The sequence below is a fragment of the Nocardioides panaciterrulae genome (genome assembly GCF_013409645.1).
GTDB classification, from domain to species: domain Bacteria; phylum Actinomycetota; class Actinomycetes; order Propionibacteriales; family Nocardioidaceae; genus Nocardioides; species Nocardioides panaciterrulae.
This window is the reverse complement of the sequence record NZ_JACCBG010000001.1, coordinates 3,506,880-3,531,649: the sequence shown is the minus strand read 5'-3', so window position 1 is coordinate 3,531,649 and position 24,770 is coordinate 3,506,880. Positions and strand designations below refer to the sequence as shown.

General features: G+C 71.2%; 21 protein-coding genes. 5 read left to right on the top strand and 16 right to left on the bottom strand.

Features of this window, described 5'->3' with window-relative positions:
- Window positions 1-58 precede the first annotated feature (58 nt).
- Window positions 59-1,459 (top strand): glutamate decarboxylase, encoded by a 1,401-nt coding sequence (gene gad / locus BJZ21_RS16775; protein WP_179664801.1) that lies wholly within the window; start codon window positions 59-61, stop codon window positions 1,457-1,459.
- A 120-nt stretch (window positions 1,460-1,579) separates the two neighbouring features.
- On the opposite strand, the gene BJZ21_RS16770 is transcribed toward gad, so the two are convergent.
- Window positions 1,580-2,386 (bottom strand): DUF1275 family protein, encoded by an 807-nt coding sequence (locus BJZ21_RS16770; protein ID WP_179664800.1) that lies wholly within the window; start codon window positions 2,384-2,386, stop codon window positions 1,580-1,582.
- Window positions 2,387-2,454: 68 nt separating this feature from the next.
- Between BJZ21_RS16770 and BJZ21_RS16765 the strand changes: the two genes are divergently transcribed.
- A complete protein-coding gene (locus BJZ21_RS16765; RefSeq protein ID WP_179664799.1) occupies window positions 2,455-3,189 on the top strand; it encodes an FCD domain-containing protein in 735 nt (244 codons plus the stop codon).
- Here the strand turns inward: BJZ21_RS16765 and BJZ21_RS16760 are convergent.
- The 7 genes from BJZ21_RS16760 to BJZ21_RS16730 all read right to left on the bottom strand — a co-directional run bounded on the left by BJZ21_RS16760 (window position 3,171) and on the right by BJZ21_RS16730 (window position 11,010).
- On the bottom strand, window positions 3,171-4,973 hold the full coding sequence (locus tag BJZ21_RS16760; protein WP_179664798.1) for a gamma-glutamyltransferase family protein: 1,803 nt from the start codon (window positions 4,971-4,973) through the stop codon (window positions 3,171-3,173). The genes BJZ21_RS16765 and BJZ21_RS16760 overlap by 19 nt on opposite strands.
- A complete protein-coding gene (locus BJZ21_RS16755) occupies window positions 4,970-6,043 on the bottom strand; it encodes an ABC transporter ATP-binding protein (protein ID WP_179664797.1) in 1,074 nt (357 codons plus the stop codon). Before BJZ21_RS16755 ends, BJZ21_RS16760 begins: the two co-directional genes overlap by 4 nt.
- On the bottom strand, window positions 6,040-7,116 hold the full coding sequence (locus tag BJZ21_RS16750) for an ABC transporter ATP-binding protein (RefSeq protein WP_179664796.1): 1,077 nt from the start codon (window positions 7,114-7,116) through the stop codon (window positions 6,040-6,042). Before BJZ21_RS16750 ends, BJZ21_RS16755 begins: the two co-directional genes overlap by 4 nt.
- The gene (locus BJZ21_RS16745; protein WP_179664795.1) at window positions 7,113-8,000 is read right to left on the bottom strand and encodes an ABC transporter permease subunit; all 888 of its coding nucleotides are present in this window, start codon (window positions 7,998-8,000) and stop codon (window positions 7,113-7,115) included. Before BJZ21_RS16745 ends, BJZ21_RS16750 begins: the two co-directional genes overlap by 4 nt.
- Window positions 7,997-8,950 (bottom strand): ABC transporter permease subunit, encoded by a 954-nt coding sequence (locus BJZ21_RS16740; protein ID WP_179664794.1) that lies wholly within the window; start codon window positions 8,948-8,950, stop codon window positions 7,997-7,999. The genes BJZ21_RS16745 and BJZ21_RS16740 overlap by 4 nt, the downstream gene beginning before the upstream one ends.
- A gap of 2 nt (window positions 8,951-8,952) precedes the next feature.
- Complete coding sequence (locus BJZ21_RS16735) at window positions 8,953-10,608, bottom strand: ABC transporter substrate-binding protein (protein ID WP_179664793.1); 1,656 nt, start codon at window positions 10,606-10,608, stop codon at window positions 8,953-8,955.
- A 219-nt stretch (window positions 10,609-10,827) separates the two neighbouring features.
- Window positions 10,828-11,010 carry an SRPBCC family protein gene (locus BJZ21_RS16730; RefSeq protein WP_179664792.1) on the bottom strand — a complete coding sequence of 61 codons (183 nt, stop codon included), beginning with the start codon at window positions 11,008-11,010 and terminating at the stop codon, window positions 10,828-10,830.
- A 382-nt stretch (window positions 11,011-11,392) separates the two neighbouring features.
- Between BJZ21_RS16730 and nrdR the strand changes: the two genes are divergently transcribed.
- The 3 genes from nrdR to BJZ21_RS16715 all read left to right on the top strand — a co-directional run bounded on the left by nrdR (window position 11,393) and on the right by BJZ21_RS16715 (window position 16,513).
- The gene (gene nrdR / locus BJZ21_RS16725; protein ID WP_179664791.1) at window positions 11,393-11,911 is read left to right on the top strand and encodes a transcriptional regulator NrdR; all 519 of its coding nucleotides are present in this window, start codon (window positions 11,393-11,395) and stop codon (window positions 11,909-11,911) included.
- Window positions 11,912-12,098: 187 nt separating this feature from the next.
- Complete coding sequence (locus tag BJZ21_RS16720; protein ID WP_179664790.1) at window positions 12,099-15,002, top strand: vitamin B12-dependent ribonucleotide reductase; 2,904 nt, start codon at window positions 12,099-12,101, stop codon at window positions 15,000-15,002.
- Window positions 15,003-15,280: 278 nt separating this feature from the next.
- A complete protein-coding gene (locus tag BJZ21_RS16715; protein WP_179664789.1) occupies window positions 15,281-16,513 on the top strand; it encodes a hypothetical protein in 1,233 nt (410 codons plus the stop codon).
- A gap of 107 nt (window positions 16,514-16,620) precedes the next feature.
- On the opposite strand, the gene BJZ21_RS16710 is transcribed toward BJZ21_RS16715, so the two are convergent.
- From BJZ21_RS16710 to hisD, 8 genes are all read right to left on the bottom strand, one after another.
- Window positions 16,621-18,861 carry a thiamine pyrophosphate-dependent enzyme gene (locus tag BJZ21_RS16710; protein WP_343052185.1) on the bottom strand — a complete coding sequence of 747 codons (2,241 nt, stop codon included), beginning with the start codon at window positions 18,859-18,861 and terminating at the stop codon, window positions 16,621-16,623.
- 339 nt (window positions 18,862-19,200) lie between these two features.
- Window positions 19,201-19,599 carry a VOC family protein gene (locus BJZ21_RS16705; RefSeq protein WP_179664788.1) on the bottom strand — a complete coding sequence of 133 codons (399 nt, stop codon included), beginning with the start codon at window positions 19,597-19,599 and terminating at the stop codon, window positions 19,201-19,203.
- Window positions 19,596-19,880: a metalloregulator ArsR/SmtB family transcription factor gene (locus BJZ21_RS21510; RefSeq protein ID WP_179664787.1), complete on the bottom strand. Its 285-nt coding sequence runs from the start codon at window positions 19,878-19,880 to the stop codon at window positions 19,596-19,598. The genes BJZ21_RS16705 and BJZ21_RS21510 overlap by 4 nt, the downstream gene beginning before the upstream one ends.
- 89 nt (window positions 19,881-19,969) lie before the next feature.
- Complete coding sequence (locus BJZ21_RS16695) at window positions 19,970-20,878, bottom strand: LysR family transcriptional regulator (protein WP_179664786.1); 909 nt, start codon at window positions 20,876-20,878, stop codon at window positions 19,970-19,972.
- A gap of 4 nt (window positions 20,879-20,882) precedes the next feature.
- Window positions 20,883-21,899, bottom strand: a complete 1,017-nt coding sequence (locus BJZ21_RS16690) for a YeiH family protein (RefSeq protein WP_343052184.1) — start codon at window positions 21,897-21,899, stop codon at window positions 20,883-20,885.
- 192 nt (window positions 21,900-22,091) lie between these two features.
- Entirely contained in the window at window positions 22,092-23,009 is a 918-nt protein-coding gene (gene pdxS / locus BJZ21_RS16685; protein WP_179664785.1) for a pyridoxal 5'-phosphate synthase lyase subunit PdxS, read from the bottom strand.
- Window positions 23,002-23,472: a RidA family protein gene (locus BJZ21_RS16680; RefSeq protein ID WP_179664784.1), complete on the bottom strand. Its 471-nt coding sequence runs from the start codon at window positions 23,470-23,472 to the stop codon at window positions 23,002-23,004. The genes pdxS and BJZ21_RS16680 overlap by 8 nt, the downstream gene beginning before the upstream one ends.
- Window positions 23,469-24,770: a histidinol dehydrogenase gene (hisD, locus tag BJZ21_RS16675; RefSeq protein ID WP_179664783.1), complete on the bottom strand. Its 1,302-nt coding sequence runs from the start codon at window positions 24,768-24,770 to the stop codon at window positions 23,469-23,471. The genes BJZ21_RS16680 and hisD overlap by 4 nt, the downstream gene beginning before the upstream one ends.

Below are 24,770 nucleotides of genomic sequence, written 5' to 3'. Positions count from 1 at the left end.
CCCCGCATCGTCAGCTGCGGGTGAGGGCAGCGCGCCCGACCCCGGCGAGGCTGGGGTGATGGCGGTGTGGCGCAGGCACGCGGAGGACGAGGCGGCGGAGGCCGGGGACGCCGAGGTGCTGCCCCGGTTCACGCGGGCCGGGATGCTGCAGGTGCCCACGCGCCGGCTGGGGGAGCGGGAGATGCTGCCGCAGACGGCCTACCAGATCGTCATGGACGAGGTGATGCTCGACGGCAACGCCCGGTTCAACCTCGCGACGTTCGTGACGACCTGGATGGACGAGGAGGCCGACCGGCTCTACGCCGCGACCGCCGAGAAGAACATGGTCGACAAGGACGAGTACCCGCAGACCGCCGCCATCGAGGAGCGGTGCGTGCGGATGATCGGCGAGCTGTGGCACGCCCCGCACGCGGAGGCCAGCGTCGGGACCTCGACCACCGGCAGCTCCGAGGGCTGCATGCTCGCCGGGCTGGCGATGAAGCGGCGGTGGCAGCACGCCCGCCGCGCGGCGAGCCGGCCCACCGACCGGCCCAACCTGGTGATGGGCGCCAACGTGCAGGTGGTCTGGGAGAAGTTCGCGAACTACTGGGAGGTCGAGCCGCGCTACGTGCCGCTGGAGGGCGACGTGCTGCACCTGACCGCGGACCGACTGCTCGACCACGTCGACGAGAACACCATCGGCGTGGTCGCGGTGCTCGGCTCGACGATGGACGGCAGCTACGAGCCGGTGGCCGAGATCTGCGCGGCGCTGGACCGCTACGAGGCGGCCAGCGGGGTCTCGGTGCCGGTGCACGTGGACGCTGCGTCCGGCGGGTTCGTGGCGCCGTTCCTGCAGCCGGAGCTGGAGTGGGACTTCCGGCTGCCGCGGGTGGTGTCGATCCAGGCCTCGGGGCACAAGTACGGGCTGGTCTATCCCGGCGTCGGCTGGGTGGTGTGGCGCGACGCCGCGCACCTGCCCGACGACCTGGTCTTCCACGTGAACTACCTCGGCGGCGACATGCCGACCTTCGCGCTGAACTTCTCCCGGCCCGGCGCCCAGGTGGTGCTGCAGTACTTCCAGTTCCTGCGGCTGGGCCGCGAGGGCTACCGGCTGGTGCAGCGCACCTGCCAGGACGTCGCCGGGCACCTGGCCCGCGCCATGGCGGCCCGCCCGGAGATCGTGCTGGTCTCCGACGGCTCCGACCTGCCGGTGGTGACGTTCGCGCTCGCCCCGACGGTGTCGAAGTTCGACGTGTACGACGTGTCGCGCAAGCTGCGCGAGCACGGCTGGCTGGTGCCGGCCTACACGATGCCGCCGAACCGGCAGGACCTCGCTGTGCTCCGCGTCGTGGTGCGCAACGGCTTCAGCCACGACATGGCCGAGCTGTTCCTGCGCGACCTGCTGGAGAGCCTGGAGTGGCTCGACGACCTCGTCGCCCCGATGCCGCACGAGGAGCAGCCGAGCAGCTTCCACCACTGAGGCCGGGGCGGCTCGCGGGGTCAGCCGAGACATGTAACGCCCGGTTAGGGGGTCCAGCGCGCCGGTCGAACGGTGCACCTGAGCCCCTAACCGGGCGTTACATGTTTTCTGCGGGCGAGCTCAGCGCTCGGAGACGATCCGCCGGGCTCCGAGCGCGACGACACCGAGCGGCAGGACGCACAGCATCGGCGCCAGCCGGGGGGCGTGCACGGTGGTCAGGGCGCTCACCGCCGCGCCGGACATCAGCGCCAGCAGCACCTGGCCGCGCGGCAGCCAGGAGGTGGGCGGGCGCCGGGCGGCGAGGTCGCCGATGAAGTTGGTCAGCGTCCCGGTCAGGTACGTCGACGACAGGCCGTTGACCCCGAAGCGCTGCACCGCGCTGCTCTGGATGCCCAGGGCAACCGCCGAGAGCATCAGCAGCACCAGCGCGACGTGCTCGCTGCGATGCCCCTGGCTCACCTCCCAGCCGGCCAGGTAGGCCAGCAGCACCCCCAGCTCGACGAGCAGGGCCCGGGTCACCCGGCGCGGCCACACCGGGTCGTCGGCCCGGGGCGAGCCCGCCAGGTGCGCCCCGACGAGCAGGCCGACCACGAAGGCGAGGATCGCCGCGCCCGACGTCAGCGCGAGCTGGGCGTCGGCGGCGCCGGCCGACAGGCCCAGCAGCACCATGTTGCCGGTCATCACGCTGGAGAACGCCCCGCCGAGGGCGAGGAAGCCCATGGCGTCCGCGCTCCCGGTCGCGAAGGTGAGCGTGACGACCAGCGCGTGTCGGCGGCGCACCGCCCGGCTGCCGGGCTCCGGAGAGTTGCCGGCCTCCGGCCCGGAGGCCGGATCGCCGCCCGGGCCGGGCTCGCGCTCGGTGCCGCGATCGGCGCGGTCCGGCTGGGTCGCCACGCCGATGGCGGGAGAGAGGGCTCGTCTGGCCACGGGGATGTATCCTCCGAATCGATTGTCTTTCGTATACAAAGCGGTGGGAGCCGCGGGAGGTGGCCACGGTGAGCGACCTGAGGACGCCGGAGCCGAGCCCGGCCAGCCCGGCCACCACGGCCACGCTCGGGGCCCAGCACCTACCGCTGCGCGACCAGGTCCTCGAGGCCCTGCGTGCGGCGATCATCAACGGCGTCTACCCGCCCGGTGAGCGCCTCACCGAGGACCGGCTGGCGGTGGACTTCGGGGTCTCCCGCAACCCGGTCCGCGAGGCCCTGCGGGTCGCGGAGACCGAGGGCTTCGTGGTGATCATGCCGCGCCGCGGTGCCGTGGTGGCCTCGCCGAGCGCCACCGCGGTGGCCGACATCTTCGCGGTGCGCGAGCGCCTGGAGCCGCTGGCGGCCCGGCTGGCCGCCGAGCGCGCGGGCGCCGACGGCGTGGCGAGCCTGCGGGAGATGCTCGAGCAGGCGCGGGTCGCCACCGAGGCCGGCGACCTGGCCCGGCTGGCGGAGCTCAACAGCGCGCTGCACCTGCGGATCCTGCACCTGAGCGGCAACCCGTGGCTGACCTCGATCGCGACCGCGCTCTACCTGCACGTGCAGTGGGTCTTCCGCCTCGGGGCCGCCCGGCGGGCGCCTCACTCGTGGCAGGAGCACATCACGCTGGTCGACGCCATCGAGTCCGGCGACCCCGAGGTGGCCGAGCGCTGCGCGATCGCGCACCTCGCGGCCGCCTCGCACGCGGCGCACACCAACGCCGAGGAGGGGTACGGCGAGGCCGCGGATCAGCGTCCGCACGCGTAGCCCTGCATCCCGCGCGGGTTCGCGCCGGCGGAGAGCACCCCGGTCTCGGGGTCGCGCGCGACCGCGCACATCCGGCCCAGGCTCCACGGCCCGGCCCGGCGTACGTCGTGGCCGCGGGCCTCGAGCCCGGCCAGCACCTCCTCGCCGAGCCGGTCCTCGACGACCAGGACGCCGGGCTCGACCCCGCGGGGGTAGAACGAGGCCGGCAGGCTGGTGGTGTGCCACATCGGGGCGTCGATCGCCTCCTGCAGCGACTGCCCGCCGGCCAGCACCCGGAGCACGAACAGCAGCTGCCACTGGTCCTGCTGGTCCCCGCCGGGGGTGCCGCAGGCGAGCACCGGGACGCCGTCGCGCAGCACCATCGTCGGGCTGAGCGTGGTCCGCGGGCGCCTGCCGGGCGTCAGCGAGGAGGGCAGCCCCTCCTCGAGCCAGGTCATCTGCAGCCGGCTGCCCAGCGGGAAGCCGAGCTCGGGGATCGTCGGCGAGCTCTGCAGCCAGCCGCCGCTGGGCATCGCGGAGATCGTGTTGCCCCAGCGGTCCACGACGTCCACGTGGCAGGTGTCGCCCTTGGTCTGCCCGTCCGCGCGGACCGTCGGCTCGCCGGTGGTCGGGTCGGCCTCGGCGCCCGGGCGGTCGGCGTCCGCGAGCCCCTCGGTGACGTAGCGCGCCAGCCGCGGGGTGCGGCCGCCGGGGGAGCCGGGGCGGACCTCGCGGGAGGCGGTCTCGCCGATCAGCGCCGCGCGTTCCTTGGCGTACGACGGGGAGAGCAGGTCGTCCAGCGGCACCTCGGTGTCGCCGTACCAGCCCTCCCGGTCGGCGAAGGCGAGCTTGAGCGCCTCGGCCTGGGCGTGCGCGCCCGCGACCGTGCCCGGGTCCAGCAGCTCCGAGCCCGGCTCCGCGCCGAGCGCGTCGAGGGTGGCCAGCGTCTGCAGCAGCACCGGGCCCTGCCCCCAGGGCCGGGTCTTGGCGACCGTGTGCCCGGCGAACTCCAGGGTCGCGGGCTCCTCCCAGGTGGCGGAGAACTCCGCCATGTCCTGGCCGGTGACCAGGCCGGCGTGCGCCTCGCCGCTGGAGTCGCGGAAGGACTGCCGGGAGAACGCGTCGACGGCCTCCGCCACGAACCCCTGCGACCAGGCGCGCCGGGCGGCGTCGATGCCGGCCTCGCGGGAGGCGGCGCCGCGGGACTCCCCGACCAGCCGCTCCAGGGTGGTGGCGTACGCCGGGTTGCGGAACATCTCGCCGTCGCCGGGCGGTCGACCGCCGGCGAGCCAGAGCGCCGCCGAGGTGTGCCAGGCCTGCTCGAAGAGCTCGCGGACCGCGGCGACGGTGTCGCCGACCCGGCCGAGCAGCGGGTGTCCGTCGCGGGCGTAGCCGATCGCGGGGGCGAGCACGTCGGCGAGCGTCATCGTGCCGTGGTCGCGCAGCAGCAGCAGCCAGGCGTCGACCGCGCCGGGCACGGCCGCGGCGAGCGGCCCGGAGCCCGGGACCAGCTCGAGCCCGAGCCCGCGGTAGTGCTCGATGGTCGCGCCGCGCGGCGCCGGGCCCTGGCCGCAGAGCACCCGCGGCCGCGGGTCCTGTGCGGTGGCCACGATCGCCGGCACCTCGCCGCCGGGGCCGTTGAGGTGCGGCTCGACGACGTGCAGCACGAAGCCGGCGGTGACCGCGGCGTCGAAGGCGTTGCCGCCGTGCTCGAGGATGCCCATCGCGGACTGGCTGGCCAGCCAGTGCGTGGAGGAGACCATGCCGAAGGTGCCCTGCAGGGTGGGGCGGGTCGTGAAGGTCATGCGGTGGGGATCCTCCCGGGAACGGTGGCGGTGTGGGGGTCGCCGGCGGTGGTCGCGGCCTCGTCGCGCACGTCGGGGCCGGAGCCGTCCGGCCGCACGTAGTGACAGGCCGCGGAGCCGTCGCCCAGGTCCACCAGCGGTGGCACCTGGGTGCACAGGTCGGTGGCGGCCGGGCAGCGGGTCCGGAACCGGCAGCCCGACGGAGGGTCGAGCGCCGAGGGCAGGTCGTCGCCGAGCAGCACCGGGCGGCGCTGCCGCTGGACGACCGGGTCGGCGACGGGGGCGGCGGCCAGCAGGGCCTGGGTGTAGGGGTGCGTGGGCCGCTCGAAGAGCCGCCGGCGCGAGCCGCGCTCGACGAGCTGGCCGAGGTACATCACCGCGACGTCGTCGGCGAGGTACTCCACCGCGGACAGGTCGTGGGTGATGAACAGGCAGGCGAACCTCATGTCGTGCTGCAGGTCGGCGAGCAGGTTGAGCACCGCGGCCTGCACCGAGACGTCCAGCGCGCTGGTCGGCTCGTCGGCGATCAGCAGCGAGGGCTTGGAGATCAGCGCGCGGGCGATCGAGACCCGCTGCCGCTGGCCGCCGGAGAGCTCGTGGGGGTAGCGCTGGGCGACCTCGGCGCGCAGCCCGACCCGGCCGAGCTCCTCGGTGACCCGGGCGTCGCGGTCGCGGCGCGAGAGCTTCTCCCCGCGCAGCCGGAGCGGCTCCCCGACCACGTCGCCGACCAGCATCCGCGGGTCGAGCGAGCCGGCGGGGTCCTGGAAGACGATCGACACGTCCCCGCGGTGCGGCCGCAGCTGGCGGCGGGTGAGGTGGGTGACGTCGGTGCCGGCGACCCGGACGGTGCCGCCGGTGGGCTCGACCAGCCGGGTGAGGCACTTGCCGACCGTGGACTTGCCCGAGCCGCTCTCGCCGACCAGCGCGAGCACCTGTCCGGGCCGCAGCGTGAACGACACGTCGTCGACCGCGCGCACCGGCCCGAAGTGCATGGCGAGGTGCTCGACCTCGAGCGCCAGCGGGTCGGTGTCGGCCGCGCGGTCCGTGGAGGGGGTGGGCTGGGCGGTCATCGGGTCTCCTCCGGTACGGCGGGGACGGGGTGCCAGCAGGCGGCCCGGTGCGGGCCGGCGTCGGCCCCGCCGGGGGACGTCAGTGGCGGCCGCTCGGTGCGGCACCGCTGGTCGGCGGCCGGGCAGCGGTCCGCGAACGTGCAGGCGTCGGGCTGCTCGGAGAGCACCGGCACCAGGCCGGGGATCTCGTCGAGCCGGTCGGTGCCGGCGTGCCGGCCGGGCTGGGGGGAGGCGGCCATCAGCCCGGCGGTGTAGCGGTGCCGGGGGTGGGCGAACAGCTCCTCCACCGGGCCGGACTCGACCACGCGGCCGGCGTACATCACCACGACCCGGTCGGCGATGTCGGCGATCACCCCGAGGTCGTGGGTGATGAACAAGATGCTGGTGCCCAGCCGGTCGCGCAGGTCCCTCAGCACCTGCAGGATGCCCGCCTGGACGGTCACGTCGAGCGCGGTGGTGGGCTCGTCGGCGACCAGCACCTTGGGGTCGCAGGCGACCGCCATCGCGATCATCACCCGTTGCCGCATGCCGCCGGAGAGCTGGTGGGGGTAGTCGTCGACCCGGGTCTCGGGGGAGGGGATGCCCACCAGCCGGAGCAGCTCGACGGCGCGCCGGCGGGCGTCGCGGCGGGAGATCTTCTCGTGCGCCCGGAGCACCTCGGCGACCTGGCTGCCCACGGTGAGGACCGGGTTCAACGAGGTCATCGGCTCCTGGAAGATGTAGGCGACCTCGCGGCCGCGCACCCGGCGCAGCGCCGGTCCGCGGGCGCCGACCAGCTCGGTGGTGCGGCCGCCGTCGCCGCGCAGCTGCACCGAGCCGGTCACCTTCGCGGTGCCGGGCAGCAGCCCGGCCAGGCTCATCGAGGTGACGCTCTTGCCGCAGCCGGACTCGCCGACCACGCCGACGATCTCGCCGGCGCCCAGCGTGAGGTCGACCCCGTCGACGGCCGAGACCCGGCCGGACTCGGTGACGAACTCCACCGACAGGTCGCGCACCCGCAGCACGGGTTCGGTCTGGGCGTGGTCAACGGAGTCGAGGTGGTCGACCCCGTCGACCTGCGTCGACGAGCTCATCGGTTCCCCTTCGGGTCGAGGGCGTCGCGCAGCGCGTCGCCGAACACGTTGAACGCCAGCGCCAGCAGCATGATCGTCAGGCCCGGCATCACCGCAGCCCACGGCGCCCGGGCGGCGAACTGCTGGGCCGAGGCGAGCATCGTGCCGAGGCTGGGCGCGGGCGGCTGGATGCCCAGGCCGAGGAAGGACAGCACCGCCTCGCCGAGGATCGCCGCGGGGATCGCGACGGTCGCCTGCACCAGGATCGCCGAGGTGGCGTTGGGCAGCACGTGCCGGGCCAGCACCCACACGTCGCCGGCGCCGTCGACGATCGCGGCGGCGACGAAGTCCAGCGACTTCAGCCGCAGGGTGTCGGAGCGGACCACCCGGATCACGCTGGGCACCTGGGCGACGCCGATGGCGATCGCCGCGTTGCCGAGGCTGGCGCCGCGGATCGCGGCGAGCCCGACGGCCATGATCAGGAACGGGAAGGCCAGCAGCAGGTCGGTCAGCCGGCCGATCACGGTGTCCGCGGCGGGGAAGTAGCCGCCGGCCAGCCCGAGCGGCACGCCCACGAGCAGCGCCACCACGACCGCGAGCACGCCCACCTCGAGCGAGGCGCGGGCGCCGTACATGATCCGCGACAGCACGTCGCGGCCGAGGTCGTCGGTGCCGAGCAAGTGCCCGGGCGTGCCGGGCGGGGCGAGGGTGTGGGAGAAGTCGGTCTGGGCCGGGGCGTACGGCGCCAGCCAGGGCGCGAGCACGGCGGCCAGCACCGCCACCACCAGCACGGTCAGGCTGACCATGGCCAGCGGGTTGCGGCGCAGCCGGCGCAGCACCCGGGCCCGGCGGCCGGGCGCGGCGGTGACGACGGGGGCGACGGGTGTTTCGGCGACGGCGGTCACGAGGCCTCCCCGGCGACCCGGATCCGCGGGTCGACGATCGAGTAGAGCAGGTCGACGATGAAGTTGATGAGGATGTAGGCGGTCGCGGTGATCAGTACGACGGCCTGGATGACGGGGTAGTCCCGCTGGAAGACCGCGTCGATCGTCATCTTCCCGAACCCGGGCAGCCCGAAGATCTGCTCGGTGACGACCGCCCCGGAGATCAGCCCGCCGAGCTGCAGCCCGACGATCGTGATCACCACGATCAGGCTGTTGCGCAGCGCGTGCCGGCCCACCACCGTGCCGGGGCGCAGCCCCTTGGCCCGGGCGGTGCGGACGTAGTCGGCCGAGAGCGAGTCGAGCATCGCCGAGCGGGTCTGCCGCATGATCACCGCGGCCAGGCCGGTGCCGAGGATGACCGCGGGCAGGATCAGGTGGTGCAGGTTGTCGATGGGGTGGCTCAGCGGCACGAACCCGGAGGCCGGGAACAGGCCGGCCCCGACCGAGAGGTAGAGGATCGCCAGCAGCCCGAGCCAGAAGTGCGGCACGGACAGCCCGATCAGGGCCAGCCCGTTGGCGAACCACTCGCTGGGGCGGCCCCGCCGCACGGCGGCCAGCACGCCGGCGCCCACGCCGACCACCGTGGCGATGAGGATCGCCAGCGCGGAGAGCTCGACGGTGACCGGCAGCGCCGTGCGCAGCATCGAGGACACCGGGATGCCGGTGCGGACCGACACCCCGAAGTCGCCGTGCAGGGCGTTGGCGATGAAGTGCCCGAACTGCACCCACACCGGCTGGTCGAGGCCGTAGTGGTGCCGGATCGCGGCGAGGGCCGCCGGGGTCCGGTCCTCGCCCGCGAGGGCGAGGGCCGGATCCCCGGGCAGTGCCCGCATCCCGAGGAAGACCACCACGGTGGCCAGCAGCAGCGTGATCGCCGACTGCCAGGCGCGGTGGAAGAGGTAGCGGGCCACCGCTACTTCGCCAGCCCGGCGAACGCCAGGCGCACCACGCCGTCCGGGAAGACCTGCACGCCCTTGACGTCGTTGGACACGCCGGTGATGTTGCGCTGGCGGTAGAGGTAGACGATCGGGTCGTCCTCGCTCATCACCTTCACGGCCTGGCCGTAGAGGTCCTGCCGGGTCGAGACGTCGCCGGCCTGGCGGGCCTGGTCGAGCAGCTTGTCGAGCTCGGGGTTGCTGTAGCCGGAGACGTTCAGGCTGCCGCCGGTGCCGACGAACGGGGTGATGTTGGCGTCGGGGTCCACCCGGCCGCTCCAGCCGAGCTGCAGCAGCTCGAAGTCGCCGCGGTCCTGCTGGTCGAGCAGCGAGGAGTACTCCACGGGCTGGATCTTCAGGTCGAAGCCGCCGTCCTTGACCATCGACTGCAGCGCCTGGGCCAGCCGCAGGCTGTCAGGGGTGTTGGACTCCAGCATCGTGACCTTGTAGGGCAGGGAGACACCGGCCTCCTTGAGCAGCTGCTTGGCCTTCTCCGGGTCGTGCGGGCGGCACTGCTGCGCGGCGTCGGAGGAGTACGGCGAGGCCGGGGAGATCGGCGAGCAGGCCACGTCGTACTGGTTGTTGAAGACCGCCTTGACCAGGCCCTGGCGGTCGATGGCGTACTCGAAGGCCTGCCGGACCCGGGCGTCCTTGGCGTCGGGGCGGTCGATCGGCTTGGGGGGCGTGCCGACGCCGTCGACGTTGCCGACGTTGAACGTGACGCCCTGGTAGCCCAGCGACTGGGACTGCAGGATGCTCAGCGAGGGGTCGTTGCTCAGCTCGCCGACGTCCTGGGGGGAGATCGTGTCGGCGACCTTGACGTCACCCGAGCGCAGGTTGGCCGCGCGGATGCCGGAGTCGGAGAGGATCCGCCACACGATCTTGTCGAGGTGGACCTTGTCGGCGTCGTAGTAGTTGGGGTCGCGGACGACCTCGATGGAGTTCTGCGGGACGCGCTTGGAGAACTTGAACGGCCCCACGCAGCTGGGGTGGGAGGCGAAGTTGTCGCCGTACTTCTTCAGCGCGGCCGGGCTCATGACCATCCCGGCCCGGTCGGCGAGCGCCGCGGTGAACGGCGTGAACGGCTCCTTGAAGTGCACCACGACCGTGCTGGCGTCGGGCGTCTCGATCGACGAGATCGGGCCGAGCTCGCTGACCCGGCCGGACTGCGGGTTGGTCAGGTCGCGCTCCAGCGTGGTCTTGACCGCGGCGGAGTCCATCTTGGTGCCGTCGGAGAAGACCGCGTCGGTGCGCAGCGGGATCGTGACGGTCTTGCCGCCGTCGCTGGTCTTCGGCAGGTCGGTGGCCAGCTGCGGGACGATCTCGGCGTCCTGGTTGACGTCGTAGAGCTTCTCGCACATCGTGGAGAAGACGTAGCGGGAGTAGAGGCTGCGCGAGAGCGTGGGGTCGAGCATGTCGGGTTCGGCGGAGAGAGCCATGGTCAGCGTGCCGCCGTCCTGCACCTGCGCGGTGTCGGCGGTGGAGCCGAAGGCGTCGGGGCCCTTCGCGGCCGACGCTCCGTTGTTGTCCGCGCCGACGGAGGAGCAGGCGCTGAGGGCGGCCAGGGACAGGGCGACGACGGCGGTCCCGGCCTTGGCCAGGCGGGGGAGGGATCTGTTGTGCACAGGGGACATCGGGAGGCTCCTCGGGGCCGGATTCGATGGGGCTCCCCGCACCGTATGTTGTATACAAAGTCCCTGACAAGACTTTCTCACAAGCGATTGTGAAGATCCTCGCCCTCGCCCGCGCCGGCGGCGAGCTGCGGCCGGCCGCCGTGGTGGCGGGGCCCCGCGTCGCTGGCGGGCCGCGGCTGCGGGCCCGGTGGTGGTCGAACGTTCGTACACCCGGGAGCGTCAGCTCTCGATGGCCCGCTTCATGGTCGTGAGCATGGTGTCCAGGTCGCGGTCCGCGTGCCAGAGGACGCGATCGACGACCCGGTCCATGAACGGCACCTTGGTGGAGTAGTCGAACCGCAGCGACAGCGTGGTGCCGGTCGGGTCGGGCTCGGTGGTGAACGTCCCCGGTGCCCGGTCCACCGCCCAGTGGCCAACGTCCCCCGGCGACGGGACGCCGGAAGGGGATCCCCACCGGCCCACGACACGCCCGGGCCGGACCGGCCCACCCGCCCTGACCTGCGGTTTCACAACTGCCCCAAACGACACGCCGGGGGAGTTCCGCATTCGCTTGCGAAGCCTCGGGATGGGCGCGTACGGTTACCACTACATCTAGTACTTACACCGGTGTAGTTATCCACATCTAGTTCACAGCTAGGCGCGGAAGCCCCACAGGTGGCTGGTTGTTCTCCACAGTAGAACGCCCGATATCCACAGCTTCTGCACACCCCTCGAGGGGTGTTCGTTGCGACCCCGGAGTCGGGTGCGAGTGCACCACCCAACGACTTGCGAGAGGGGGCCCAGGATGCACTGTCCGCACTGCCGGCACACCGACACCCGGGTCCTGGACTCCCGGGTCGCCGACGACGGCGGCTCGATCCGCCGCCGGCGCACCTGCAGCAGCTGCCAGAAGCGGTTCACGACCGTGGAGCAGATGCAGCTGAGCGTGGTCAAGCGCTCGGGCGCGACCGAGCCGTTCACCCGGGAGAAGGCGGTCGCCGGCGTCCGCAAGGCCTGCAAGGGCCGCCCGGTCACCGAGGACCAGCTGGCCTGCCTGGGCCAGGAGGTCGAGGACGCGCTGCGCAGCGAGGGCGCCGCGGAGATCCCGGCGCACGAGGTGGGGCTGGCGATCCTCGGGCCGCTCAAGCGGCTCGACGAGGTCGCCTACCTGCGCTTCGCCAGCGTCTACCGCGCGTTCGAGTCCGCCGACGACTTCGAGGACGAGATCGCCGCGCTCCGCGCCGAGCGCGCCGGCGTGCCGGACAGCCCCGAGGGCCTCGCCCCGGCGGGCGAGCTCGTCGAGACCTCAGCCCCACCGGGCTGACCACAGACCGCCCGGCGTGCGTCGTGGGGAAGCGGCGCGCGCCGGGCGTACCAAACCAGCTTCCCGCAACCGCTCCCGAAGAGGAGCAGCGGCCCAGCGGGCCGCGACCGGATGTCGGTGGTCGGAGAGACCATCAATGCAGGGCCCCAGCCAGGGCGACGACGAGGGAAAACAGGGAGAACCAGGGATGACCGAGACGGTGAGTGGCGCAGCGGCCAAGACGGGCGCCGGCCTGAAGATCCAGCGGGTCTTCAGCACCAAGGGCAAGCACCCGTACGACGAGATCACCTGGGAGCGTCGCGACGTCGTCCAGACCAACTGGAAGACCGGCGAGACCGTCTTCGAGCAGAAGGGCGTGGAGTTCCCCGACTTCTGGTCGGTCAACGCCTCGACGATCGTCACCACGAAGTACTTCCGCGGCGCGGTCGGCAGCGACGTCCGCGAGTGGAGCCTCAAGCACATCGTCGACCGGGTGGTGAAGACCTACACCAAGGCCGGCCTCGAGCACGGCTACTTCGCGACCAAGGCCGACGCCGAGGTCTTCGAGCACGAGCTCACCTGGCTGCTCGTCCACCAGTACTTCTCGTTCAACTCCCCGGTCTGGTTCAACGTCGGCACGCCCTCGCCGCAGCAGGTCTCGGCCTGCTTCATCCTCTCCGTCGACGACTCGATGGACTCGATCCTCAACTGGTACAAGGAGGAGGGGTTCATCTTCAAGGGCGGCTCCGGCGCCGGCCTGAACCTCTCCCGGATCCGCTCCTCCAAGGAGCTGCTCTCATCCGGCGGCACCGCCTCCGGTCCGGTCTCCTTCATGCGCGGCGCCGACGCCTCCGCGGGCACCATCAAGTCCGGCGGTGCGACCCGTCGCGCGGCGAAGATGGTCGTGCTCGACGTCGACCACCCCGACATCGTGGAGTTCGTCGAGACCAAGGCGCGCGAGGAGGACAAGATCCGCGCGCTGCGCGACGCCGGGTTCGACATGGACCTCGGCGGCAAGGACATCACGTCCGTGCAGTACCAGAACGCCAACAACTCCGTGCGCGTCAGCGACGAGTTCATGCGCGCGGTCGAGGACGGCACCGAGTTCGGGCTGCGGGCCCGCAAGACCGGCGAGGTGATCGAGACCGTCGACGCCCGCGAGCTGTTCCGCAAGATCTCGACCGCCGCCTGGGAGTGCGCCGACCCGGGCCTGCAGTACGACGACACGATCAACGACTGGCACACCAACCCCGAGACCGGCCGGATCACCGCGTCCAACCCCTGCTCGGAGTACATGTCGCTGGACAACTCCTCGTGCAACCTGGCCTCGCTGAACCTGCTGAAGTTCCTGCGGGACGACGACACCTTCGACGCCGAGCTGTTCGCGAAGGCCGTCGAGCTGATCATCACCGCGATGGACATCTCGATCTGCTTCGCCGACTTCCCGACCGAGTCGATCGGCAAGACCACCGTCGACTACCGCCAGCTCGGCATCGGCTACGCCAACCTCGGCGCGCTGCTGATGGCGATGGGCCTGGGCTACGACTCCGACGGCGGCCGGGCGATGGCCGCGACCATCACCTCGCTGATGACCGGCCAGTCCTACAAGCGCTCGGCCGAGCTCGCCGCGATCGTCGGCCCGTACGCCGGCTACCAGCGCAACGCCGACGCCCACAAGCGGGTGATGCGCAAGCACCAGGCCGCCAACGACACCGTGCGCACCCTGCACGTGGCCGACAGCCAGGTGCACAAGGCCGCGACCAAGGCCTGGGCCGAGGTGATCAAGCTCGGCGAGAAGAACGGCTTCCGCAACGCGCAGGCCTCGGTGCTCGCGCCCACCGGCACCATCGGCTTCATGATGGACTGCGACACCACCGGCATCGAGCCGGACTTCTCGCTGGTGAAGTTCAAGAAGCTCGTCGGCGGCGGCTCGATGCAGATCGTCAACCAGACCGTGCCGCGGGCGCTGCGCAAGATGGGCTACCAGCCCGAGCAGGTCGAGGCGATCGTCGACTACATCGCCGAGCACGGCCACGTGGTCGACGCCCCGGGCCTGAAGACCGAGCACTACGAGGTCTTCGACTGCGCGATGGGCGCCCGCTCGCTGAAGCCGATGGGCCACGTGCGGATGATGGCGGCCTGCCAGCCGTTCCTCAGCGGGGCGATCTCCAAGACCGTCAACCTCCCGCAGTCGGCCTCGATCGAGGACGTCGAGGACGTCTATCTGCAGTCCTGGAAGCTGGGGCTGAAGGCGACCGCGATCTACCGCGACAACGCGAAGGTCGGCCAGCCGCTGGCCGACGGCGGCGGCAAGGCTAAGAAGGACGCCGCGGCCGCGGCGGAGGCCGCCGAGGTGATCGAGAAGGTCGTGGAGAAGGTCGTCTACGCCCCGACCCGCAAGCGGCTGCCGAAGTCGCGCCAGTCGCGCACCACCTCGTTCACGGTGGGCGGCGCCGAGGGGTACATGACCTCCGGTGCCCACGACGACGGCGAGCTGGGCGAGGTGTTCCTCAAGCTCGGCAAGCAGGGCTCGACCCTGGCCGGCGTGATGGACGCGTTCTCGATCGCGGTGAGCATCGGCCTGCAGTACGGCGTGCCGCTGGAGACCTACGTCTCGAAGTTCACCAACCTGCGCTTCGAGCCGGCCGGCCTGACCGACGACCCGGACGTGCGGATGAGCCAGTCGATCATGGACTACATCTTCCGCCGCCTCGCGCTGGACTACCTGCCCTTCGAGACCCGCCAGGCGCTGGGCATCTACTCCGCCGACGAGCGCCAGCGCTACCTGGAGACCGGCTCGTACGAGCCCCTCGAGGAGACCGGCTCCGCCGCCGAGCTGCTCGACGGCTCCTCGGCCGACCTCGCTGGTCGAGTGGACTCGTCCGGTGGTCGAGTAGCGAGCGCCAGCGAGCGTATCGAGACCGAGGACGCCGGGGTGCCCGAGGTTCCGGCTTCGGCGACCAAGGAGGCCCACACCTCCGCCGAGCTCCTGGAGAAGATCACCGGCACCGCGGTCGACTCCCCGCTCTGCTTCACCTGCGGCACCAAGATGCGCCCCGCCGGCTCCTGCTACGTCTGCGAGGGTTGCGGCAGCACCAGCGGCTGCAGCTGATGATGCTCCGCTGATCTAGGCACGTGCCTCGGGCCCGTCACCGCAAGGTGGCGGGCCCGACGTACGTTCTCGGGCGTCTCGCTGTGACCACGTGCCTGGAGTGGCGTTGGTGCTGGCCGCGAGCCGCGGCGCGCTGACCGGCTGACAGACGTTGCCTGATTCTCGTGTGCTGGCGTGCCGCCGCTCCTAGGCTGCCCGCGATGTGCCGCGAGCGGCGAGGACGACCGCGCGGAGAGAATCGAACTGGAGGTCTGGTGACTCAGACGAGCGACATGCGCATGGACGAGATGCTCGATGAACTGCTTGCCATGGCCACCGACCACACCGGCGAGGCCTACGAGAACCTGAACCCGGTCCTGACGCCTCGTCTCGACGCCGCCCTCGAAGCGCTCGGTCAGCAGTTGTCGGAGGCTCGCGAGGCGGGCGTGCCGGCCAGGTCGGGCGATCTGCTTCATCCTCTGTTCGAGGCGAGAGCCATCCGGGACGCCGATGGACTGGACGTACTGGGTGATTGGCTGGACCGATACGGGGAATGCCTCACTCCCTTCCGGAAGTACAGGCTCGCGAATCGGATCGCCTGGATCACCAGGGGCGCCAACACCGACCTGCCTCCGTCGGTCGATCGAGCCAGCGACCGCTTCCGCCTGCACGTGGCGTTGATGCGCAAGAGGTTCGTGTTCGACGTCGAGGCGATGGCACGCATGTTCCGCCACGTGCAGATCGATCCCGAGCAAACGGACGCGGTGATCCGTGCCCTCGACGCGTTCTGTGACATCCGCCAGACGCAGGACGCGGCGGAGGCTGCGGCCGCCGTGGAGGCCGCGCTGTCGGCTCACGATGTGCGTGAGTTCGAGGACGCGGTTTATGACATCGTCGCGCACGCCGTCTGGCTCAACTTCGAACTCGAGCGGCAGGGGGAGGTCCTGCAGGATGTCTGCGAGCGCGCGATCACGTACTCCGGGCGGGCGTCGAGTGTCATCCTCTTTCGATACGCCACCGCCCTTCGTCTGCAGGGCGACTACGAAGCTGCCATCCGCAAGGTCGAGAGCGCCCTGGCCAAACTGCACGGATCCACGGAGTTCGTGCGCACCTTCTCGGAGCAGTGCGTTCGGGAGCGCGAGTTGAGTGTCGCCGGCCTGTCGATGAGACGCGACCGTGACCGGGTCGAGCAGGACTTGCTGGATGTGCGAGACGAGGTCGGCGACATCGAGCGCCGCTCCATCGCGAGAATGATCGAGGTCATCGGACTCTTCACGGCGGTGGCCGCCTTCGCTTTCGGCGGCGGCAGCATCGCCGCCCACGCCGGCTCCACACCTCGCGAGACCCTGGTCGTCCTCGGAGGCTTCGGATCCGCGCTGGTGACGTTCTCGCTCGTCGTGGTCGTCGTCACCCATCTCTCGATGGGAGGCAGCTGGTCAGCCAGACGGCTGATCGCTCTCTGCGCCGCGGTCGTTGCCGCGGCGGCAGCGCAGTTCGGCCTCATGATTGCGGTGTCTCATGTGGCCTTCTAGCGACGCGGTCGCGCTATCCAAACGGTCTGGCTCGCCGCCGCTGGCCGCGGAGCCCTCGCGGCAGCGGCGGTTGGACCCGCAGAGCCTCGCCCCGAGCATCGGGACAGTCAGCGGTCTCGCACAGCAGGAGCCCGACCAATAGCCATCGCGGCCTCCCAGATCTCATCCTCTGAGACCAGGACCAGCTCGGCGGCATCGCCCAGCGGGATGTAGGTGTCGGCTCCTGCCACGCGCGACAGCAACCCCCGGTAGTCGGAGTCGAGAAGGGTCGCCATCACGGACTCCGCCACGCCTCCGGACTTCCTGGTCTCGTCCACGACAAGCACACGTCCGGTGGCCTCAGCCTCGCGACGCAGATCCTCAACCGGGAGGGGGGAGAGCCAGCGCAGGTCAACCACGCGGCAGTGGATGCCGGCATGCTCCAGTCGCCGGGCGACCCGGAGGCTCATGCGCAGGCCGTTGCCGAACGAGACGATAGTGAGATCTTCGCCGTCGAAGTAGGTCCGTGCCCGGCCGAGAGGCACGTGCTTCTTCGGCCACTCGTCCGGCGCGGCATAGCGTGACAGCCACTGCCCGTCGCCCTCTTCATAGAGGTCGCGGGTGTGGTACAGCGCAATAGGTTCGAGGAAGACGCAGAGGCGGCCGTCGGCCCGAGCAGCCGCAACGCAGGTGCGCAGCATCGCGGCGGCATCATCGGGCCGCGCCGGAGAGGCGATCACGATTCCCGGGATGTCGCGGAGAACGGCCACCGAGTTGTCGTTGTGGAAGTGGCCACCGAAGCCCTTCTGGTAGGCGTAGCCCGCGATGCGCACCACCATCGGATTGAGGTACTGCCGGTCGGAGAAGAACGGCAGGCTTGCTCCCTCGCCGCGCAGCTGGTCCTCGGCGTTGTGCAGGTACGCCAGATACTGGATCTCCGGGATCGGTAGCAGCCCGGAAACTGCGGTTCCGAGGCCGAGTCCGAGGATCGTCTGCTCATCAAGCAGGGTGTCGAAAACTCGGGCCCCGCCGGCCCGCTTGGCGAGCCCCCGGGTGACGCCGTACACGCCTCCCTTGACACCGACGTCCTCGCCGAAGACCAGGGCCTCCGGGCGGGCCGCGAGGGTATCGCCCAATGCCCGGTTGATCGACTGCGCCAGGGTCAGCCCGCCTTCGTCTTCGGGCAGCGTGTCGCCGAACATCCCTCGGCGCCGTTCTCTGCCGGCGGCGCGGCCGGCCTCCTCGGCGACCTCTTGCTGGTCTCCGAAGCGCAGAGGCGCGACGACGTCAGCTCGCAACGCGAGCTGTGGCCGCGCGAGCACCTCCTCAGCGATCGTCATGACGTGCTCGCGGGTGCGCTCGTAGCGCGCGAGCACCTCGGTGGGCGTGAGGATGCCGGCATCGACCAGGATCTTCGCCGTAGCCAACACCGGATCCTGACGCAGGTCGCGCTGGATTTCGGCCACAGCCCGGTAAGCGAGCTCGACGTCGGAGCCAGCGTGTCCCATGAGCCGCACCGTGCGAAGGTGCAGGAATGCCGGCGCGCGGCGGGTGCGAACCCATGCCACGGCCTCACGGGCCACGGCAAGCGTCTCCTCGAGGTCGGTGCCGTCAGCAGTGAAGTACGAGAGCCCGGGCCGGGCGCCGTAGGTCGCGGCGATCCATCCCCGTGGGCTCCGACCGCTGATCCCGAGGCCGTTGTCCTCGCACACGAGCAGCAGCGGCACGGGGAGGCCTTGATACGAACCATGCAGGGCCGCGTTGATGGCGCCCAACGCGGTGGAGTGGTTCGCGGAGGCATCCCCGAAACTGCAAACGGTGATCGCGTCGTGGGGCCACGCGCTTGGTACCCCGAGCTTCTTGGCCCGCTCGGTCGCAAACGCGACGCCGACCGCGCGCGGGAGGTGCGAGGCGATCGTGGAGGTCTGCGGCAGCACGTTGAGGTCCGGGTGGCCGAAGACCTTGTGCCGGCCACCGGTCATGGGCTCGTCCGCGGCAGCGGCCATGCCGAGTAAGACGTCACGAAGCCCCTGATGTCCTGTGACCTGGCTGGCCCGGGCCAGGTAGAAGGCGCCTGACCGGTAGTGGAGGAGCGCCGGATCGGTCGGGCGCAGCGCATCGGCGACCGCGGCGTTCCCTTCGTGGCCCGAGGAGCCGATGGTGTAGAAGCCGCGCCGTTGCGTTTGCAGCCAGCGACCCGCGAAGTCCAAGTGTCGGCTGCCGAGTTGGGCCTCGAACAGGCGTAGGAGCACCCCGGGCTCCGTCGGCCGCGGGGAGGGTGCCGCGTGGGTCGGCGACGTCATCGCCGTGACGGCCTGCCGGAACTGGGTGTCGACGTCGTTGACGATGCGGGAACTATCGGTCGTCACGTTCGGGCTCCCGGCTCGACTCGCGAGTCATTCATATGCGGAACTCTTTCAAGAACCGATAGACCTGGCCACCACGTGACCGCCAGATCTTCTCGGTCGTGTTCGCAGAGATGCTTACGCTGCCGTGCCGCGACCGTTCTCGTAGATTGAAGCGCCCCCAGGTTTGATGCCGCATCGAACCTGGGGCGCTTCACAGTGACCCCCCAGCCGGAGTCCCGCGACGGGCGGCGCCGACCGAGACCGAGGCCGCCATCTTGGAGTTCGAGAAGCAGTGGTGGAAGGACGCTTGGACAGTCACGCGCAGCGTCGGGGATGCGATCAGGCACTGCTCGCATGTGGTCAGACCATGCCCGGCTTCTCGGTGATGAGTTGGATGAGATTGCCGCAGGTGTCGTCGAAGACGGCGACGACGGCGGTGCCGATGTCCGTGGGGGGCTGGGTGAAGGTGACGCCGTTGCCGGTCAGTCGCTCGTACTCGGCGGCGACGTCGTCGACGGCGAACTGGGCTGACGGAATGCCGTCTTCGACGAGTGCGTCGCGATATGGCTTCACTGCCGGGTGGCCGGCCGGTTCCAGCAGCAGCTGGGGTCCACCTGGAGCGTCTGGGGAAACAACGGTCAGCCAGGAGTGCTCACCAAGCGGGATGTCATGGTGCTTGGAAAAGCCCAGGACCTCGGTGTAGAACTCGAGCGCCGCGCGCTGGTCGTCTACATAGACGCTGGTCAACTCGATCCTCATGGAGCTTCCTTTCGAGTGGTCGGCCATCGTCTGGTGATGGCTTCGAGTGGCTCTGGGTCGAAGAAGTGGAGCTTGGTGCGACCACGCCGCTCGGTTGCCACGAGGCCGGCTTCCTCGAGCACGCTCAGGTGCTGGGAGATCGCTTGGCGGGTCGAGCCGACGCGGTGATGCATGGTGAGCGCCGTACAGATTTCGAACAGGCTTTGGCCGTCCCTGGTCGCCAGCTCATCGAGGATGAGGCGTCTGGTCTCGTCGGCGAGCGCCCTGTACACGTCAGCCACGTAAGCAGTATATGCAAGTGTGTGCTTGCCTGATAGGGAGAGGCTTCCGCCAGAAGTGGCGGTCGGGGGGACTGGATTGGACGCACACTTCAGACGGCATCCGCCAGCGCGACCAGGTCGCGGGCGAGCGGCGTCGGCTCCCGACCGAGCCAGAGCGCGGTCAAGGGGCGGTCGGCCACCAGGTCGTGAACCGGGACCTCCACGAGGGTTCCGGCGGCGAGGTCGGTGGCTGCGGCGCGCGCACTGACGACCCCCACCCCGCCACTGGCGCGCGCTGTCGCCAAGATCATCGAGGTGGAGCCCAGTTCGACGGCGTGCCGCGCGTCGGGCTCCTCGCCGAGCGACTCGGCGAGGCCGGCGAGGAAGGCCTCGCGGGTGCCGGAGCCGCGCTCGCGTAGCAGCAGCGGTAGATCGGGCAGGTCGCGGGCGCGAAGACCCTGCGCAGCGCGCGCGGCGAGGGGGAAGCGCGGGGAGACCACCAGGGCCAGCCGGTCGCTGCCCACAGCCCGCGTGGTGAAGCCCGCCGGCACGGTGGGGCTTTCGATGAACCCGAGGTCTGCCTGCCCGTTCCGGACCCGTTCGCAGACGCCCCGGCTGTTGGAGACGGTCACGCCCACGTCCGCGGTGGCATGCGTGCGGCGGAGGGACAGCAGCCACAGGGGCAGGCAGTACTCCGCGACGGTGAGGCTGGCGGCAACCCTGAGCCGGGACTGCCCCACCGCTTGCAGCGCTCGGACACCCTCGGTGAGGGTGCGCGCGGCCTTGACGACGTCGCCCGCCCAGGCGACCACGGCTTCGCCGTTCGGCGTGAGCCCCGTGCCGTGGGCACTGCGGGCGAGCAGGGGGACCGCCAACTGCCGTTCAAGCCGGGACAGCCGGGCACTGGCGCTGGGCTGGCTCATGCCGTGCGCGGCGGCCGCCTTGCCGACGCTGCCCAGTTCGGCGACCGACAGCAGCAGGTCGAGCGTCGCTAGCTCGGGCGTCCACGCGGGAAGCATCTCGTTAGGACGCCACCCGCAGCAGGAGCAGGCTGGTGGTCGTCACGACGACCCAGAGTACGGCGCCGAGGATCAACGGGCGTGCCCCGGCCTTGCGCAGCGCAGCGACGTCGGTGGAGAGCCCGATGGCGGCCATGGCGATGGTGATGAAGAAGATCGAGGCCTTCTGGGTGACTGGCTGCGTCGCCGCGGGAAGCACGCCGGCGGTGTTGGCCGCGGCGACCAGGAGAAAGCCGACCAGGAACCACGGCACCAGGCGGACCGATCGGCGCAGCAGGTGAGGGCGCTCCGCCGGGGCGGTGGTGCGGTCCGCGCCGATGACGCCCAGGGCCAGGCAGATCGGGATGATCATCAGCGTGCGGGTCAGCTTCACCACGACCGCGTGGTTCCCTGCCTCCGGTCCGTACGTCGTGGCCGCCGCCACCACCGACGAGGTGTCGTTGACCGCGGTGCCCGCGAACAGCCCGAACTGGTCCTGGGTGAGTCCCAGCGCGTGTCCGAGCGGCGGGAAGAGCAGCACCGCCGCGATGTTGAAGCAGAAGATCGTGGAGACCGCGTAGGCGATCGTGCTGCTGCGGGCCCGGAGCACCGGGCTCACCGCGGCGATGGCGGAAGCCCCGCAGATCGCGGTGCCGACGCCGATGAGCGTGCGCAGATCCCGGTCGATGCCCATCCGCTTGCCCAGGACGTGGGCGACCAGCAGGCACGCGACCAGGGTGCCCAGCATCACCGGCAGCGACGAGACGCCGACCTCGGCGACCTGCCGCAGCGACAGCTGCGAACCGAGCATCACCACCGCTACCTGGAGGACGGTCCGCGCCGAGAAGCCGATGCCGGGCTGCAGGGACGACCACCGCCGGACGAAGCGGCTCAGCGCCACGCCGAGCACGATGGCCGACACGGGGGCGCCCAGGAGCGGGAGCGCGGCACCGATGGGCCACGCCGCCACGGCCACGGCGACGGCGACGGCGAGCCCGGGCAGCACGATCGTCGCGCGGTGTCGTCGATCCTGTCGATCCACGGCAGCGGGGCTGGTTGTCGTCACCTGATCACCGTCGCTTGCCCGCGGCGCGCCTGGCACCGGCATCTTGGCTACCGGGGTCATCCGAGTTGCCTATGCCCCGGTCCGGCACGACGCCCGCGGGTCGCAGCAGGCAACCGACCAGGCCGGTCCCTAGGTGGTCGTCGGCCGCCGACGCTTGCCCGAACACGGTCACCAGCCGCGCTCGGCGAGCCGGTGTGGCTGGGGGATCTCCTCGACGTTGAGGCCGACCATCGCCTCGCCCAGGCCGCGGGAGACCTTGGCGACCACGTCGGGGTCGTCGAAGAAGGTCGTGGCCTTCACGATCGCCTCGGCGCGCTGCGCGGGGTTGCCGGACTTGAAGATGCCCGAGCCCACGAACACGCCCTCGGCGCCCAGCTGCATCATCATCGCCGCGTCCGCCGGGGTGGCGATGCCACCGGCGGTGAACAGCACCACGGGCAGCTTGCCGTGCTCGGCGACCTCCTTGACCAGCTCGTAGGGCGCCTGCAGCTCCTTGGCCGCGACGAACAGCTCGTCGGGCGAGAGCGCGGCGAGACCGCGGATCTGCTTGCGGATCGTGCGCATGTGGGTGACCGCGTTGGACACGTCACCGGTGCCGGCCTCGCCCTTGGAGCGGATCATCGCCGCGCCCTCGGTGAGCCGGCGCAGCGCCTCGCCCAGGTTGGTCGCCCCACACACGAACGGCACCGGGAACGCCCACTTGTCGATGTGGTTCTCATAGTCGGCCGGGGTCAACACCTCGGACTCGTCGATGTAGTCCACCCCCAGGCTCTGCAGCACCTGGGCCTCGGCGAAGTGGCCGATCCGGGCCTTGGCCATCACCGGGATCGAGACCGCCTCGATGATGCCGTCGATCATGTCCGGGTCGCTCATCCGCGAGACACCGCCCTGGGCCCGGATGTCGGCCGGCACCCGCTCCAGCGCCATCACGGCCACCGCGCCGGCGTCCTCGGCGATCCTGGCCTGCTCGGGGGTGACCACATCCATGATCACCCCACCCTTGAGCATCTCGGCCATCCCACGCTTCACACGCGTGGTGCCGGTGCCCTCGGAGGGGGCTGCCGAGGAGCTACGTGGGTCAGTCATGCGCGACCGTCACCTCGACCTCGACCGGTGCGTCCAGGGGCAGGACGGCGACCCCGACGGCCGACCGCGCGTGCCGGCCGGCGTCGCCGAACGCGACTCCGAAGACTTCGCTGGCGCCGTTGAGCACCGTCGGTTGGCCGACGAACCCGGGGTCGCTGGCGACGTAGCCGACCACCTTCAGGACCTGGCGTACGCGGTCCAGGTCGCCCAGCACCGACTTGAGCGCGGCGATCGCGTTGAGCGCGCACAGGGCCGCCAGCCGGTTCGCCTCGGTCGGGGTGACCAGCCCGGGTCCCTCGCCGACCTTCCCGGCGCCGGCCAGCTCGCCGCCGGTGAGGGGGAGCTGCCCCGCCGTGTAGGCGACCCCCTGTGCCGTCACGGCGGGCACGTAGATCGCGACCGGGGCGGGCGGGTCCGGCAGGACCAGCCCGGCCTGCCGCAACCGGGCCTCGACCCGGCTCATTCGGGGACCAGGGTGAACTGCTCGTCGGGGAAGTACTTGGCCAGTCGGACGTCGGCGGCGCGGGCGTGTCCCTCCATGCCTTCCACGCGGGAGACGCGCGCGACCACCTGGCCGACCTCGCGGCTGGCCTCCCGCGTCATCTGCTCGAAGGTCAGCGTCTTGAGGAACTTGCCGACCCAGAGTCCTCCGGTGTACCTGGCGGCCTGCTTGGTCGGCAGGATGTGGTTCGGTCCGGCGGACTTGTCGCCGTAGGAGACCGTGGTCTCCTCGCCGATGAAGAGCGTGCCGTAGTTGCGCAGCCGGTCGTGCCACCACGGCAGGTCCGCGGCGTGCACCTCGACGTGCTCGGAGGCGATGTCGTCGGAGACCTGGGCCGCCTCCTCGCGCGTGTCGCAGAGGATCACCTCGCCGCAGTCGGCCCACGCCTGCGCGGCCACCTTGCCGGTGGGGAGCGGGTCGATCGCTTGGGGCATCAGCTCCATGACCTTCCGGGCCAGGGCCTCGGAGGTGGTCACCAGGACCGTGGGGGAGTCGGGGCCGTGCTCGGCCTGGCTGGCGAGGTCGACGGCCACGATCCACGGGTCGGCGGTCTCGTCGGCGATGATCAGCGCCTCGGTGGGGCCGGCGAAGACGTCGATGCCGACCTGGCCGAAGAGCAGGCGCTTGGCTTCCGCGACGAAGCGGTTCCCGGGCCCGGCCAGCACGTCGGCCCGCTTGCCGGTGTACAGGCCGTACGCCATCGCGGCGATCGCCTGGACGCCGCCGAGGCAGAGGATGGCGTCGGCGCCGGCGGCGGACATGGCGTAGAGCGTGGCCGGGTGGATGCCGTTCTCCCCGCGCGGCGGAGAACAGGCGACGACGAACGGGACGCCGGCGGTCTTGGCGGTGCCGATGCTCATCGCGGCCGACGCCGCGTGGGCGTACCGGCCGCCCGGCACGTAGCAGCCGGCCACCTCGACCGGGATGTGTCGATGGCCGGCCCTGAGCCCGGGGCTGAGCTCGAACTCGAGGTCCTGCAGGCTCTCGCGCTGGGCGCGGGCGAAGGCCTGGACGCGGGCGAGGGAGAAGTCGATGTCGGCGCGGACCTGGTCCGACAGCTGCTTGGCGGCCTGGTCGACCTGCTCGGGGGTGACCAGGAAGCTCTCCGGGCTCCAGCTGTCGAGGTGCGCGGAGTACTTGGCGACGGCTTCCTCGCCGCCCGCTTCGATCTCGGCGAGCATCCTGGTCACCAGCGCGGTGGTCTCGCTGTTGTCGGCGGCGGCCACCGGAACGGCGTGCTTGAGGTGGGCGATGGTCAT